Source organism: Mesorhizobium oxytropidicola, from assembly GCF_056174625.1.
The window spans coordinates 2572308-2586944 of sequence record NZ_CM149692.1; the positions used below are offsets into that span (position 1 = coordinate 2572308).

At 64.1% G+C, this 14637-nt stretch carries 12 protein-coding genes; 9 read left to right on the top strand and 3 right to left on the bottom strand.

Features of this window, described 5'->3' with window-relative positions:
* Nucleotides 1-219 precede the first annotated feature (219 nt).
* Genes AC0V8S_RS12760 through AC0V8S_RS12770 form a run of 3 tightly spaced genes read left to right on the top strand, consistent with a single transcriptional unit; the run spans nt 220 to nt 4755 of the window.
* Complete coding sequence (locus tag AC0V8S_RS12760; protein ID WP_183462396.1) at nt 220-1089, top strand: protein-L-isoaspartate O-methyltransferase family protein; 870 nt, start codon at nt 220-222, stop codon at nt 1087-1089.
* 22 nt (nt 1090-1111) lie between these two features.
* Nucleotides 1112-3820: a spermidine synthase family protein gene (locus AC0V8S_RS12765; protein WP_475437871.1), complete on the top strand. Its 2709-nt coding sequence runs from the start codon at nt 1112-1114 to the stop codon at nt 3818-3820.
* Complete coding sequence (locus tag AC0V8S_RS12770) at nt 3820-4755, top strand: hypothetical protein (RefSeq protein ID WP_475437872.1); 936 nt, start codon at nt 3820-3822, stop codon at nt 4753-4755. The genes AC0V8S_RS12765 and AC0V8S_RS12770 overlap by 1 nt, the downstream gene beginning before the upstream one ends.
* A gap of 14 nt (nt 4756-4769) precedes the next feature.
* Here the strand turns inward: AC0V8S_RS12770 and AC0V8S_RS12775 are convergent, their stop codons facing one another.
* The gene (locus tag AC0V8S_RS12775; RefSeq protein ID WP_475437873.1) at nt 4770-5696 is read right to left on the bottom strand and encodes a LysR substrate-binding domain-containing protein; all 927 of its coding nucleotides are present in this window, start codon (nt 5694-5696) and stop codon (nt 4770-4772) included.
* A 99-nt stretch (nt 5697-5795) separates the two neighbouring features.
* On the opposite strand from AC0V8S_RS12775, the gene AC0V8S_RS12780 reads away from it, so the two are divergent.
* The gene (locus AC0V8S_RS12780; protein WP_475437874.1) at nt 5796-7001 is read left to right on the top strand and encodes a TauD/TfdA family dioxygenase; all 1206 of its coding nucleotides are present in this window, start codon (nt 5796-5798) and stop codon (nt 6999-7001) included.
* Nucleotides 7002-7349: 348 nt separating this feature from the next.
* Here AC0V8S_RS12780 and AC0V8S_RS12785 read toward each other — a convergent pair whose 3' ends face one another.
* A complete protein-coding gene (locus AC0V8S_RS12785; RefSeq protein WP_475437875.1) occupies nt 7350-8606 on the bottom strand; it encodes a hypothetical protein in 1257 nt (418 codons plus the stop codon).
* Between the two features lie 161 nt (nt 8607-8767).
* Here AC0V8S_RS12785 and AC0V8S_RS12790 point away from each other — a divergent pair, with 161 nt between their 5' ends.
* From AC0V8S_RS12790 to AC0V8S_RS12810, 5 genes are all read left to right on the top strand, one after another.
* Nucleotides 8768-9835: a CapA family protein gene (locus AC0V8S_RS12790; protein ID WP_475437876.1), complete on the top strand. Its 1068-nt coding sequence runs from the start codon at nt 8768-8770 to the stop codon at nt 9833-9835.
* Between the two features lie 190 nt (nt 9836-10025).
* Nucleotides 10026-10976: a hypothetical protein gene (locus tag AC0V8S_RS12795; protein ID WP_475437877.1), complete on the top strand. Its 951-nt coding sequence runs from the start codon at nt 10026-10028 to the stop codon at nt 10974-10976.
* 331 nt (nt 10977-11307) lie between these two features.
* Nucleotides 11308-11550 (top strand): DUF1344 domain-containing protein, encoded by a 243-nt coding sequence (locus AC0V8S_RS12800; RefSeq protein WP_183462375.1) that lies wholly within the window; start codon nt 11308-11310, stop codon nt 11548-11550.
* Between the two features lie 203 nt (nt 11551-11753).
* Entirely contained in the window at nt 11754-13376 is a 1623-nt protein-coding gene (locus AC0V8S_RS12805; RefSeq protein ID WP_475437878.1) for an FAD-binding oxidoreductase, read from the top strand.
* 20 nt (nt 13377-13396) lie between these two features.
* Nucleotides 13397-14020 (top strand): hypothetical protein, encoded by a 624-nt coding sequence (locus tag AC0V8S_RS12810; RefSeq protein ID WP_475437879.1) that lies wholly within the window; start codon nt 13397-13399, stop codon nt 14018-14020.
* Between the two features lie 5 nt (nt 14021-14025).
* Here AC0V8S_RS12810 and AC0V8S_RS12815 read toward each other — a convergent pair whose 3' ends face one another.
* Nucleotides 14026-14547: a hypothetical protein gene (locus AC0V8S_RS12815; protein WP_475437880.1), complete on the bottom strand. Its 522-nt coding sequence runs from the start codon at nt 14545-14547 to the stop codon at nt 14026-14028.
* Nucleotides 14548-14637 lie beyond the last annotated feature (90 nt).

Below are 14637 nucleotides of genomic sequence, written 5' to 3' on the forward strand. Positions count from 1 at the left end.
AGCAAAAATGCATATTTCCCGGAACAAAGCGTGGGTCGCTTGTCGCTTGCCGTGACTGAAAAAGACCCGATCGACTGGCAAAACTGTTGCCCGCTTGCAACAAAATCCCCGGTTGGACGCCCGTCTCCTGACGGCCATTGACTCGTTTTGGGAGGCGGTGCAATCGGGTTGAAGTGCTTGGTTTTGGGGTGGCAAAGGCCACTTTTGGAGGCTTTTTCCATGAAGCGTCGGGATTTCTTGACGCTGTCGGCGGGTGCGGCGGCGTTCTCCATTCTTCCGGCGACCGTCAGGGCTGCCTTGCCGGTGCCCTACGACCGCAATGCCGAAGTGCCGTTGAGCGACAAAAAAGCGTTCATCGACTGGATGGTGGCCAATCGCGGCGAGGATCCGAAGTTTTTGGCCGAGCGATTCGATCGCTTCCAGATCATGGTCTACAACAAGGACGTGCTGGACGACCGCAACAAGCGCGCCTTCCTTTCGACGCCACGGGAAGAATTCGTGCTGCCGCAGAATCTGGGGCGCGCCTATGACCATGCCTTCCTCGACATCGGCTATGGCGTGACCATTTCCGGCCCGCATCTGGTCGGACGCATGACGACGGCCATCGACGTGCAGTTCGGCGAAGCCGTGCTCGAAGTCGGCACCGGTTCGGGCTACCAGTCGGCGTATCTCGCCAACCTCACCGACAAGGTGCACACGATCGAGATCATCAATCCGCTGGCGCAGCGTACGCGGCGCACATATGACGGGCTGATCGATCGCGGCTACAGCGTGTTCGGCTCGGTCACCAGCCGCAATGCCGACGGCTATTATGGCTGGGAGAGCGTCGGCCCGTTCGACAAGATCATCGTCACCTGCGGCATCGACCACATTCCGCCGTCGCTGCTGCAGCAGCTCAAGCCCAATGGCGTGATGGTCATCCCGGTCGGCCCGCCGGGCGCCCAGCACGTGCTCAAGGTGATCAAGCAGCAGCTCGCCGACGGCACATTCAACATCGTCCGCTCGGACATCTATAATGGCAAGGTGGTGCCGTTCGTGCCGTTCACCAAGCTCGAAGGCGACCAGATCGTCGGCACGCACAACGGTTGAGTTGCCGCATCAAGGGGCCTGAATGACGGCTGTCGTATCGACCTCTCGACCAAGCATCGCCTCGCTGGAGGCGCCTCGGCTCGCGCATTACCTGGCGGTCGGGCTGATCGCCGGCGCCATCATCGCGCTGCAGATCGCGGTGATGCGGGTGTTCGCCGTCGGCAGCTGGTCGCATTTCGGTTCGCTGGTGGTCAGCCTCGCCATGCTTGGCTTCTCACTATCGAGTGTCGTCATCTTCGCCGGCAAAAACTGGTTCGACCGCCACTGGCAAGGCGCGGCGACGGCGGCCCTGCTGCTGATCGGCCCGCTCGCCGTCGGCGCCAACCTGGTTGCCCAGACGGTGCCGTTCAACGCCATCTTCCTGGTGTCCGACCCGGCGCAGAAATGGCGGCTGCTCGCCAACTTCCTGCTCTATCTCCTGCCGTTCCTGGCCGGCGCGTTCTTCCTCGGCATCGTCTTCCTGAAAAGCCGCACCGCCTTCGGCCGCGTCTATTTCGCCGACCTCACCGGCTCTGGTCTCGCCGGTCTCGTCGTGCTGGTGTCGCTCTATCTGTTCGCGCCGGAAACCATCATCGTCGTGCCGCTGCTGCTGTGGGCTGTCGGCTCGATCCTGTGGTTTATCGCCTTCGGTGCCTGGAAGAGTGTCGTCGCCGGCGTCGTCGTGGCGGCGCTGTCGATCGCCGGCTACCTCATGCTGCCGGGCCTGCTCGGCATCCCCGACATTGCCGTGTCGCAGTACAAGGGCGTCGCCTATGCCCGCAATTTTCCGGACGGCAAGCGCATCTACCGCAGCGTCTCGCCGTTCGGCGACTTGCAGGTCTATGCTAGCTCCTACATGCATTTCGCGCCCGGCCTGAGCGACAATGCCGCCTTCGGCATGCCCGACGTGCCGGCCAACACCTATGTCGGCATGTATCGCGACGGCGACGGGCCGGAAGGCATCATGCGCAATCTGGCGCCGGCCGAGCAGGTCTATTTCCGCTATCTGCCGATGCACTACCCCTATGTCATCAAGGACAAGCCCAAGACGTTCGTCGTGCAGTTCGGCGGCGGCATCTCCACGCAGGCCGCGCTCAATGCCGGTTCGACCTCGGTGACCGTCGCCGAGAGCAATCCGATGACGTTGCGGGCGTTTCGCGATCCGATCCTCAGGGATGTCACCGGCGACATTCTCGCCGAGCCGCGGCTGAAGGTGATCGACTATGACGGGCGGCTGTTCCTCGCCAACACGGCGGAGCGCTACGACGTCATCGATCTCAGCCTCGCCGACAGCGTCGGCCTGTCCAATCCCGGCGGCTTCGCCATCTCGGAGAAATATGCCTACACGCGTGAGGCGATGCTGAGCTACATGCACGCGCTGGCCGATGGCGGCGTGTTGTCGATCACCTTGTGGAACAAGGAAGAGCCACCGAAATCGGTGCTGAAGCTCTATTCGACCATCGCCGAGGCGGCGAAAACCTTTGATCCACAAGGCGCCGCCAACGACGTCTTCGCCGTGTCGAGTTACTTGTCGACCACGACCGTTCTGTTCAAGCGCGGCGGCTTCACCGAGGCCGAGATCAAGACGCTGCGCGACTACACCAAGTCGATGTCCTGGGAAGAAGTCTACTATCCAGGAATGGTTTATGACGGTTCGGGCGCGCAAAAGGTGCTTGATGATTATCGCGCCTCGATCTTCGGCAGCGGGCAGGATGCGACACTGACGCAGCAGCCGACCGCCGACGCGACCGCACCTGCCGGCCCGACCGCGCCAGCTAACCCGGATTGCGATCCTACGGCGCCGGCCGATCCGACGCTCGACGCCTGTGCTGGCGCCGGCGGCGACACCGGCCCGCAAGTGCTGCCGGCGACGGAACTGCAGCGCATGGCCTGGCATGCGCTTTTGACCGGCGGCTGGGAAAAGCTTGCCGGCGACTACGTCTTCGACGCGCGGGCGCTGAGCAACGACCAGCCCTATTTCGCCGCCTATGTGAAGGTCGCCGACCTGCCGCGTACGCTCGACCGGCTCGATTTGTTCCAGGACGATTGGGGCTATCTCTTGATCTGGGCGACGCTCGGCATTGCCTGTATCACGGCGGCATCGCTGGTGCTGCTGCCGGTCATCTTCGGCTGGCGCATCGTGTTCTCGCGCTCGCGCGGCAAGCTCGGCACCATTCTCTATTTCGCCTGTCTCGGCCTCGGCTACATCATGGTCGAGGTCGGGCTGATCAGCCGCTTCACCGTGGCGCTCGCCAACCCGACCGTGTCGGCCTCGGTGCTGATTTCCTCGATGCTGGTGTTCTCCGGCCTCGGCAGCCTGTTCGCCGAGCGCATCTTCGACCGCGCCAGGACGCTGCTGCCTCTCGTGCTGCTGGCGGTCTGCCTGCTGCTGCTTGCGTACGGCTTCTATCTGTCGCCGGTGCTCGACTGGATCGGCGCCTATCCCTATGCGGTGCGGCTGCTGCTCTGTTTCCTGCTGGTGTCGCCGCCGGCCTTCCTGATGGGCATGCCGATGGCCACCGCCATGACCTGGCTGGCGCGGCTCGGCAAGGAGCATCTGTTCGTCTGGGCCTGGGGCATCAATGGCTGTTTCTCGGTCATCGGTTCGGCCGCCGTGCCGATCGTCGCCACCAGCTTTGGCCTGAGCGCCGTGCTGCAATGGGCGGCCATCGCCTACCTCATCGCCATCCCCGCCTTCTTCGCCGTGCTGCTGCCGTCGAAGGCACCTGATTTGCGGCTGGTGGCGGCCTGATGCCGGACCGGCGCGCCATCGTTGCCGGATTGCTGGCCACGGCGGCGTTTCCGGTGGCAAGCCAGGGGGCGCGTTTGCACAAGGGCATCTCGACCATCGTGCCGTTCAAGGCGTCACCCTTTCCCTATCGGGGCAAGCTGCCCGACGGCTCCGCGCCGTTTCTCGACGTCACGGCGGCGGACGGAAGGCGCGGCCATACTTCGCCGCGCGGCGGCATTTATTGGGAAGACGAGACCTATTCCGACCGATCGGCGTTGCTGGCCGTGCCGAAAGGGTTTGATCCGGCCAGGCCGGCGGTCATCGTGGTGTTCTTCCACGGCAATGGTGCCACCTTGCAGCGCGACGTGGTCGGCCGCCAGCGGGTGGTCGCGCAGGTCGAGGCCTCCGGGCTCAACGCCGTTCTGGTGGCGCCGCAATTCGCCAGCAATGCTCAGGATTCCAGCGCCGGCAATTTCTGGACGCCGGGCTATTTTGCCAGCTTCATGGCCGAGGCGGCGCAAGGATTGGCCAAACTCACCGGCACCAAGGCGGCAAAGTTCGACGCCATGCCGGTGGTGCTGGTGGCCTACAGTGGGGGCTACAACCCGGCAGCTTTCATTCTCAGGAATGGTGACATCGATGGCCGCCTGCTCGGCGTCATTCTGCTCGACGCCGTCTTCGACGAGGCCGACATTTTCGCCAGCTGGGTCGCGCAGCACCGGAAGCGTTTCTTCGTCAGTGCCTATGGCAAATCCTCGGCCTCCGGCAATGCCGAGATCAGGCAGTTGCTGTCGGGCCAGGGCATCAATGCCAGTTCCGATCCGCCGCGCCGCCTTGAAACCGGCACCATCGCCTTGCTTGCCTCCGATGCCGCGCACGACACGTTCGTCACCCGCGCCTTCGTCGGCAATCCGCTGCAGTGGCTGCTCGCCCGGCTGCACGGGTTTCCGCGCTAGACCTGGGCAGCATTTCAAGCGGGCAGGGCGCCGTCGATGCCGGTTCCGGCCGCCGCCATGAGTGCCGCCGCCACCGTTGCGGCGCGGCGCGCCTTCGGGCCGTGTTCGGGCCAGACGATGCGGCGCTTGATGGTCAGTGCCGGCACCTCGCGCGCGATCTCGACGAGATGGCCCGCGTCGAGATGGCGGCGCAACACCAGTTCGCTGGCCAGAAGCGCGCCCATGCCGGCGATCGCCGCTTGTGCCGCGACGATGGTCAATCCGAACCGCGGGCCCTGGTCTATGTCTTTCCTTTGCCGCGCCGCCGCGGTGAACCAGTCCCGCCAGGTGGGGTAGACATCGTCACCCATCATCGGGTCGATATGCAGCAGCGGCATCCTGTCTAGCACGTCGGCCCTGCCGGGCCCGGCATGACCCTCGACCAGCGCCGGCGCGCAGGCCGGGATGACCCGTTCGGTGAAGAGGTCGAGTGCTGCGATGTCCGATGCCGATCCCTTGCGGTAACTGATGGCGAGATCGACGCCTTCCTCCGCCATGGCGTCGAGCCCGACGGACGCGACGATGCGGACCTCGAGCCGTCCCAGCACCGGTCGCACCATGGCAAGGCGCGGCGCCAGCCACAGCGAGGCGAAGGAGGGATCGGCCGAGATGGTGAAGGTCTCTGCCTGCCGTTCGAAGCGCAGCCGGCGCATGCCGGTGGCGAGCGCGTCGAAGCCGCGGTCGATGTCGGGCAAGGCAGCCTCGGCGGCACGGGTGAGCACAATGCCATTGCCTTCGCGCCGCACCAGCTTGGCGCCAAGCCGCTCCTCCAACTGCCGGATCTGGTGGCCGATAGCGCCGGGTGTGACGCCCAGTTCCTCGGCCGCGCGCGTCAGGCTGCCGGCCCTGGCGGCGGCCACCAGCGCTCGCAGACCGGATAGCGGCAAATCTCTCAGCGTCATGTTTTGAATTTATCTCAAAACTTGACGAAGGGAACTCGTTTGAATGGAGGATTTTCCTTGCCTAGGCTGGTCGAGGAAATTCAACCGCAGGGAAACCAGATGCTCGACACGCCAAAGCAAGCAAGCCAGCAAAGACATGCCGTCGCGCCGATCCGCGCCCTGCGCGCGGAAGGCGCGCGCATTGCCGTCGAGCTGGCGGACGGTCGCTGGGCAAAACTCTCGACGCGCTGGCTGCGGCTGGCCTGCGAATGCGCGCAATGCGGCGACACCGCCTCGGGCAAGAGGTGGCTGACGCCGGCCGATGTCGGCAAGGCCATCCATGCCGCGAGCTTCGATGTCTCCACGCCCGGGCAGGTCACCACCATCTGGCAGGATGGGCATGTCTCGCATTACGACGCGGCTTTCCTCGCCGGCCATGCCGGCGGCTCGGGCCCGGTCCGTTTCCAGCCGCAGCTGTGGCACAGCGACCTCACTGCCCGGCTCGGCCGCTTCGCTTTCGATGCGGTGGTCGCGGATGACGAAACGCTGTTCCAGTCGCTCCGGGCCTTGCGCGATCACGGCATCGCCATGCTGACCGGCGTGCCGGCCGAGACGGAAGCGACGGCGCGGGTCGCCGGCCGCTACGGGCCGATCCGCGAGACCAGCTACGGCAAGATGTTCGACCTGATCTCGCGGCCGGATGCACGGGTGGCGGGCGAGACGGCGCGGGCGCAGATCCCGCATACGGACGAGCCGTTCCGCTATTCCCCGCCGGGCTTCATCTTCTTCCACGCCATCCGCACGGGTGCGGGCAGCGGCGGCACATCGCTGATGGTCGACGGTTTTCATATCGCCGAACTTATGCGGACGTGCACGCCCGACCTGTTCGAGCTGTTGACGCGGCACGGCGTCATTTTCCACCGCGAGCACGCGGGCGAGGTGTTCTTCAGCGCCGAGGCGCATGTCATCAGCCTCGATGCGGCGGGCGCCGTCACCGGTATCCGCTACAATGACCGCTGCCTGGCGCCGCAATGGGCGCCTGAAGACCAGATCGACGGCCTGATCGAGGCGCTGGCCGAGCTGACACGGCTGATCTGCGATCCGCAAAACCAGTTCCAGCAGCAGCTGCAGCCGGGCGAAGTGCTGGTCTTCGACAACCAGCGTGTCCTGCACGGCCGCAGCGCCTTCGATCCGACGCTGGCCGTGCGGCATCTGAGAAGCTGCAACATCGACCGCGACGGCGTGCACAGCGCGTTTCGGACGTTGGCCAGACGGTTTGCGCCTGATGAGGCGGAGGCGGTTTTGTATCAGGGGGCTATTTTCTGAGAGCCACGGGGCAGGGTTTCCTCGCCTCCGCTTTGCGCTGCGGCATGCAGCTTGACGCATGCATTGCCTTATGCTGCGCTGGTCGACCCCCACTCCGTCTCGGCTTCGCCGAGCCACCTCTCCCCCGATCGACGGGGTAGAGGAAAGGCACCAAGCTTTTTGCCGTCAACGCTCGTCCAGCAACGCTCCCTTCCTTTCCCTCCGGAGGGGGGAAAGGTGGCGCTGCGAAGCAGCGACGGATTGGGGGAACCACGTGGCAATCAAGTCTCGGGCCGATCAGTCACGCCGGTCACAGAAAATGTGCGCATAGCGTAGCCGCTTTGCGGGGGCGAGGGACCCAAGCTTTCGTCAGTTGAACCACAACGCGAACGTCAAAAACCCGCCGCCGCCGAACTCGCGCTGGATCTGGTCGAAATCCTCGCTGGTCAGTATCCTGCCGCTCTCGAGATAGGGCGCTATCCCCGGTCCGGTGATCGACAGCACCAGGTCGAAGTTCTTCGGCTCGTCGAAGAAGCGCTTCATGTTGATGCCTTTGCCGGTGATGCGGAAATGCGGCAGCAGCGCGCGGCCTTCGAGCAGGTCCTCGGCCATGGTCAGAGCGGCGAGCCAGGCCTGCACCTGTTCCTCGCCGACTTCGAGGCCGGTCAGCGGATTCTCGCCCTTCTGCTGCGGGCCGGGCAGCCATTCGCGGTCATTGTCGGTTTCGGCGCGGATCGCCTTCCAGTCCTCGCGCGACAGGCGGATCATTTCGAGCAATTCGCGGCGTGCCGCCTTGCGGCGCTCCGGCTCGACCACCGGCCAGTTGATCATGTGCACCATCGAGATGAAATCGGCGATGCGCCATTCCGAGGAGAAGATGTTCGAGCCCATCTCGCTCGGCGGCGGCACGAGAATGTCCTGCAACGGCAGCTTGGCGCGCGGGAACAGCATGTGGAACGAGCCGTCGAACGTGTTTTTGAAATCATGCGCCAGCCAGAAATCGGCCTGCGCCATCAGGAACTCGGCATAGCCCTGCAGCCAGTAACCGTCGGCGCGGTCGAAACGGAAGGTGAGCGCGGGTGCGGTATCGCCTTGCGAAATGCTGCCGTGCGACAGCGCGGCCATGATGGCCGCCATGCTTTCGTCCGGGGCGATGGTGCCGTCCTCGTTGAGGTCGATGCCGACATGGGTGAGGTCAATGACCATGCCGATATCGGCGTCGGCCGGCACCGAGCCCAGCGTCGCTGCGGATTTTTCCAGCCGGTCGCGGAAGCCGACCAGTATGGCGCGGAACTCTTCGTAGGTCAGCGGCTCGGGATTGGGATTGGAGGGCACCGGCAGCTGCATCAGCGGCAGCATGAAGGATTGCGGGCTTTCAAAACCGTGGCGGTGCAGGCCGCTGGCGAGCAGTTCAAGTGCTGTGAAGAATTCGCCGGCGCCGGCAGCATAGGCCGACGCCGGATTTTTCGGCGCGGCGGCTTCCAGCGTCGAGAGAGCGGTGTCGCGCGCGGCCACGGTCTTTGCCTCGAACAAAGAGGTTGCCGCTTCGGGCATGGCGGCATGCGCCGAAGACAGCGGCACAAGCAGAATGAATGCGGATGCCAGCAGGCTTGCTATTCGTGTCATCTTTCGCTCCCAAGCATTTGCCACCGACGACCATACACAGATTTGCCGGCTATTTGCGGCGTCGCGCCTGTCAGCGCCGATGCGCTGTCCACATCGTTAATCGCCGACGGCTTCAACCCGCCCACGGGACAGTCTAAACAAGGCAAACGATTGGGCATTGCGTGTCGAACTATCCGCTTTCCTACAAACTGTCCTGGCTGCCGCGTTTCCTGAAACCGTCGCTTGGCGGCGACGGCAACGGGTTTGCGCCGATGGCGGGGACGTTGATGGAGCCCCCGCCGGGAAAGACGGTGCGGCTTGCCTTCATCGGCGACATCTCGGCGGTGGCCAACCGCCAGGCGCCGGATTGCGATCCGGCGATCAAGGCACTGCTTGGCACTGCCGATCTGGTGATTGGCAATTGCGAAAGCCCTGTCGTGGACAGGCCGAGCGCGATGCTCGGCACAAAGCTCGGCACGCATCATGCTATGACCGAGCGGTTTCTGACCGAGGCGCTGGCGGCGACCGGGATTGCGTGTGCAAAACTGGTGCTGTCGCTGGCCAACAATCATGCGCTCGACCAGGGCGTCGCCGGTTTCGACGAGACGGTGGCGGCGCTGGAGCGGCTTGGCATCCGTATCATCGGACTGGCCGCCGATGGCCCGGTGCAGCCTGTCAAGGTCGGGCCGGTGAATGTCGGGTTTGCAGCCTTCACGCTATGGCGCAATGCAGATGAGAGCCTGTTTGCCGAGCGTGTGTCGATGGGCAGCGATCTGGCCGGCTGGCCGCGCAACGGCTTCGACCTCCTCTGCGCCGTGCCGCATTGGGACTGGGAGTTCCGGCACTTTCCGCGTGCCGGGACGCGGGCATTGGCCAGACGCCTGGCCGGGCAGGGCGTCGGGCTGATCGCCGGCCATCATGCGCATGTGGTGCAGCCGGTGGAGCGGATCGGCGAGACTGTCGTCGCCTATGGGCTCGGCGATTTCCTTGGCACCGCCCTGGCCCGCCAGCCATGGCCGGGGCGCATTGGCGGGATTTTTGTCGCGGATGTCAGCGCGGATGCGGGGTCGCGTGGTGCGATTGCGGCTTACCGGATGCATCCGTTTGTGCGCCTGCGGGACGGGGGCAGTGAGCGGCTGGTGCCGGCGGAGGGATTGGAGGGTGCGATGAGGGGAAAGGTCGAGGAGCGGTTGGGCGCGATCTTCCTTCTCCCCTTGTGGGAGAAGGTGGCCGCGAAGCGGCCGGGATGAGGGGTGTTCCAGGGAATGCAAGCGTCTCACTCCGCTGGAACACCCCTCATCCGTCTCGCCGCTGCGCGGCGATCCACCTTCTCCCGCAAGGGGAGAAGGAAGAAGTGCCATCCGGCTGGCGTCGCTCCTGCAACCAGCTATCATGGGCATAGTCAGGCAGCGGGGGGTGGCGGTGGAAGCAGCGGATTTCATGCCGGATGAGACGGTCATCGCCGGCATCCGGAAGAACATCGAGGCCTATGAGGCGGCGCGGGCTTCGGCGGTGTGGCAGGTGCGTTGGCGGGTGCCGCTGTTCGTCGGGCTGGTGCTGGTGGCCGTGGCGCTGATCGCCTGGCTGTTCAACAAGGTCGCCGATCCCAACGAGCAATGGTTTTCGACGCCGCATGTGTTTCTCTATATCATCGGCTTCATCGTTTCGATCCTGGTCTACTTCCGAGCCAGAAAGCCGGCGACGCGACTGCAGCAATCGTTCCGCGAAACGCTGATGCCGATCATCTTCGGCTTCATCGGGGATATGCGCTACCAGCACGACGTGACGCCGAATTCCTTCGACCGGTTGCCGCGCGAGACGGTCGGCGGCGCCAGCATGAGCCGCTTCGACGATATCATATCGGGACGCTATGACGGGTTTGCGTTCGAACTCTACGAGGCTGACCTTTGGGATGGGGCGTCGACCAAGACCAAGGCGACAACCTTCAAGGGGGTCATCGTCGCGTTCGAGGCCGTCGAGCCGTTTCCGGGGATACTGGTGGCGACGCGGCGCACCAATGCGGTCATGGGCTTCTTCCGCAGCATGTTCGCCAGCAAGATGCAGGAACTGTCATCCGGCGTGCCCGAACTTGATGCAGCCTACGAATTCCGCACCGACAATGTCGAGGCGGCGCGGCCGCTGGTGATGGGCCGGCTGGCGCAGGCGCTGAAATGGCTCGGCGAAACCTGGCCGGACGATCCGGCGCGTGTCGCGCTTAACGGCGGCGACGGTTTCCTGCTGTTGCCACAGGCGAAGAATTTCTTCGAGCTGCCGGAGATTTCGGTGCCGCTCGATTACACCAGGCATGTCGCGCCGATGATCTCCGACATGGGCGCCATGCTGGCGACGGCGGCGCTGGTGCGCAAGATCGGGGCGAAGGACGAGGGCTAGCCGGCGTCGAAACAAAACGTGTCCTTGTCGATTTCTCGGAACATCTTTGTGATCTCGCCAGGTGGCAAATACGGCAGTGGCATGATTGCAGCCATGTGGCGTCTAACAGACTCTTTTCATGGCAAAATTCGCTGACGCGATTGGCGCGAGATGACACCAGCCCTGTTGACCCGCGAGCAATGTGTCAGAATTAAGCCTATGATTTCCTTTGCGAAAATTCACTCAACGTGATTTGCGGCCAGCAGGCTTTCCGGCCCAGTGTCGGCTCGTTCGGTGCTGTCGTTACCCAAGGCGACGGCCCGGAAAACCGAAACAACACGGAGTACATCCGATGAAAAGAACCCTCGTAACCACCGCCGCTCTGCTCGCCTTCCTCGGCACGGCCTATGCCGCGACCGTTCAGGGCACCATCCAGGCGGTCGACCCGACGACCAAGTCGATCACGCTCGACGACGGCAAGATCTACCAGCTGTCACCGGACGCGGCGGTCGGCAAACTGAAGGTCGGCGCCAAGGTGGCGGTGACCGTCGACGACAAGACCGGCATGGTGACGTCGATCAAGAAGGCTTCGTAGACACGAGCGTCATGCGTCAGCAGACCTGCTGACCGTACTTTCAGACCCTGTTCCAGTCTTGGCCGGTTCCTTCGGGGATCGGCCATTTTCATGCTCCTGTTGACTGATCGCCGGGCCACTGAAGTGGCGGAACGCTGCCCCGGCAGCGCCCCTATGGTTTTTGCCAAAGAGCCGCGCTATCCCTTGGCCAACGGGGGATCTGCATGGCTGACGAACAGAACGGGTTCCGCCTGTCGCGCCGGCTGGTACTCGGTGCGGCTGTCGTCGGCGGCGCGGTGCTGTGGGGCGGAACCACCTTGGCGCGGCTGGCGCGCGGGCCTTCGGGGCCGAAGAATGCCGGACGCATCGCCGATATCGATGGCATTGCCCTGCCGCTGAAGCCGATCGCCAGTCCGCCGGCCTTCGATCCTTCGCTGCCCTGGTTGGCGAAGGGTGGTGACATCAACGACGCCAGCGGCCTGTCGCGGACGCCGATCTATGGCGTCGTCGAGGTCAGCGAGGAGGACCATATCGCCAAGGCGTTGGCCTTCGCGCGGGCCAACGGGTTGAAAGTGTCGCTGGCCGCCATCCGCCATTCGATGGGCGGCCATGCCTTCGACGACAATGCGCTGGTGCTCGACCTCAAGAAATTCAACAAGGTCGCTGTGGATGCGGCGGCAAAGACCATGACGCTGCAGCCCGGCGCGCGCTGGCACGACATCCAGAACATGCTGCACCCGCGCTTCGCGGTGAAGGCGATGCAGTCGACCGACATTTTTTCGGTCGGCGGCTCGCTGTCGGTCAACGCGCATGGCATGGACCACCAGGCGGGTTCGGTTGCCGGCTCGATCCGCTCGATGCGGGTGATGCTGGCCGACGGGTCGGTGACGACCTGCTCGCCAACCGAGAACACCGAGCTGTTCCGCCATGTCGTTGGCGGCTATGGCCTGTTCGGCGTGGTGCTGGAGGCGACGCTTGATATCGTCGACAACGCCGTCTACCGCACCTCGCGCGAAATCATCAGATCCGACGACTTCCCGAAGTTCTTCGCCGAGGTGCTGGAGCCGAACAAGAATATCGGCCTGTTTTACGGCCATCTGTCGACGGCGCCGGGCAATTTCCTCGAGGACATGATCGTCTACCGCTACGACAAGGTGGCCGACCAGCCGCCGGCGGACCAGCCTGATATCGGCGAACCGGGCTCGGTCGGACTGAAGCGGGTGATCATCAATCTGGCGAAATGGGGCAGCCTGTTCCAGGAGCTGAAGTGGTTCACCGAAAAGACGCTGGAGCCGAAATTCGAGACCTGCACGGTGGCGCGCACGACAGCGATGGCCCAGGGTGAGGCCTGCCTCGTCACCCGCAACAACCCGATGCACGATTCGGTGCCGTATCTGTTCAACGACCTGACTGATGAGACCGACATACTGCACGAATATTTTATTCCACGCGCTGCGTATAATCCATTCATCGCCGCAGCGCGCGATCTCCTGCGCAACCAGTCCCTACCGGTGCTCAATGCCTCGGTGCGCATCGTCCACAAGGAGGATGTGGCGCTGACCTACGCGCCGGAGCCGGCCTATTCGCTGGTGCTCTACATCAACCAGCCGGCCGATGCCGACGGCAATGCCAGGATGCGGGCGCTGACGCGGGCGCTGATCGACGTGACGATCAAGCATGGCGGGCGGTTCTTCCTGCCCTACCAGCTGCATTACACGGCCAGGGAATTGCTGGCCTCCTATCCCGAACTGCCGGCCTTCCTGGCGGCGAAACGGCACTATGACCCTACGGAACTGTTTTCCTCGACCTTCTACCGTGCCATCAAGACGCTGAGCGAGGTGGCGTAGACGCCTAGGAGACTTAATCGATGCGCATGCTATCAGCGGCGGCCCTCACCCTTATTGCGCTGTGCGCTGGACCGGCCGGAGCCGAGGACCTCAAGGCCTTCAAGCTGACCATCGATGGCGTGACGGTCGATATCGATCCCGGTGAGAGCACGACCATTACGCTGCCCGGCGGCAAGCAGAGCAAGGTGACGCTGCAACGCAACGACTTCGCCACCTTTTCCGGCGACAGTTTCTCCTTTGTCCATCCGAGCACCATTTCGGTGACCAAGACCGACCTCGGCGAGAACATCACGCAATATCTGATGGCCTCGGCGCTCGGCACGATCGTCGTCGTGCAGGAATACGGCAAGATGAACCCGGTGTCGCTCAACCAGCTGATGCTGCAGGAGATGACCAGGGAATCGGTGCAAGCCGGCGCCGAACTGACGCAGCAGCCGACGACGCGCAAGCTCGCCGACGGCAAGGAACTGACCGGCATCCGCGCCGAGGTGAAGACGCGCACCGAGACCGCGTATTTCGAGATCGTCGGCTACGGCCTTGCCGATCAGGGGCTGTTGTTCATCACGCGCGTCGGCAGCGGGGACCTGGCCACCGAACAGCCGCTGATCGACAAGTTCTGGGAGAACCTGAAGGTCAAGATGTAGGCGGGCTACAGCCCCGTCGGCACCAGGCCAGCCAGCCAGTTCACCGAACGCTTTGCCGCGTCGGCGGTCGCGGAAGCCGCGCGGCCGAGATCGGTCTTGACCACCGCATAGCCGTTCTTGGTGCGGTAGAGCACGCCGGTGCCGCCGTCGACCACTTGTTCATAGGCGACGGGCCGCGCAGCGTCCGCGTCGACGGTCGTCGTCGGCGAGCCGACGGGCACGCTCGGCCGATGGCTCAGTTCCGGCGGCAGCGGGCTTTGCGTCCGCACGATCCTGCTGGCAGGCTTCAGTTCCGGGCGGGATGCGGTGGCGGCCAGTTGCGAAGAGGACGACGAACCCTTGGTGCGGCAGATGCCGGAGACCAGCGGATAGTTGAAATTGCGCTGGTGCAGGATCTGGCTCTTCATCGCGGCTTCGCACTCGGCGATGGTCGACCACTTGGCCGGCGTCTCGCCAATATATTCGCAAAGCTTTGCGTCACAGTCGCAGCCGACAATGGTCATGGCGACAAGGGCGGTCTTGATCACGGTCTTGTCCCTTCGAGATGCCCCCCGGCAGCCCATTCAGGTGCATGTCGCCCTTCAGGCAACATGCACCATTCCATCGCGCGCGAACAA

Bases quoted from the DNA above. Each gene is read 5' to 3' on its own strand.
- AC0V8S_RS12795 (WP_475437877.1), top strand. From the start codon at position 10,026: ATGCCGGATGAGACGGTCATCGCCGGCATCCGGAAGAACATCGAGGCC.
- AC0V8S_RS12765 (WP_475437871.1), top strand. From the start codon at position 1,112: ATGACGGCTGTCGTATCGACCTCTCGACCAAGCATCGCCTCGCTGGAG.
- AC0V8S_RS12810 (WP_475437879.1), top strand. From the start codon at position 13,397: ATGCGCATGCTATCAGCGGCGGCCCTCACCCTTATTGCGCTGTGCGCT.
- AC0V8S_RS12775 (WP_475437873.1), bottom strand. From the start codon at position 5,696: ATGACGCTGAGAGATTTGCCGCTATCCGGTCTGCGAGCGCTGGTGGCC.
- AC0V8S_RS12770 (WP_475437872.1), top strand. From the start codon at position 3,820: ATGCCGGACCGGCGCGCCATCGTTGCCGGATTGCTGGCCACGGCGGCG.
- AC0V8S_RS12800 (WP_183462375.1), top strand. From the start codon at position 11,308: ATGAAAAGAACCCTCGTAACCACCGCCGCTCTGCTCGCCTTCCTCGGC.
- AC0V8S_RS12785 (WP_475437875.1), bottom strand. From the start codon at position 8,606: ATGACACGAATAGCAAGCCTGCTGGCATCCGCATTCATTCTGCTTGTG.
- AC0V8S_RS12805 (WP_475437878.1), top strand. From the start codon at position 11,754: ATGGCTGACGAACAGAACGGGTTCCGCCTGTCGCGCCGGCTGGTACTC.
- AC0V8S_RS12760 (WP_183462396.1), top strand. From the start codon at position 220: ATGAAGCGTCGGGATTTCTTGACGCTGTCGGCGGGTGCGGCGGCGTTC.
- AC0V8S_RS12780 (WP_475437874.1), top strand. From the start codon at position 5,796: ATGCTCGACACGCCAAAGCAAGCAAGCCAGCAAAGACATGCCGTCGCG.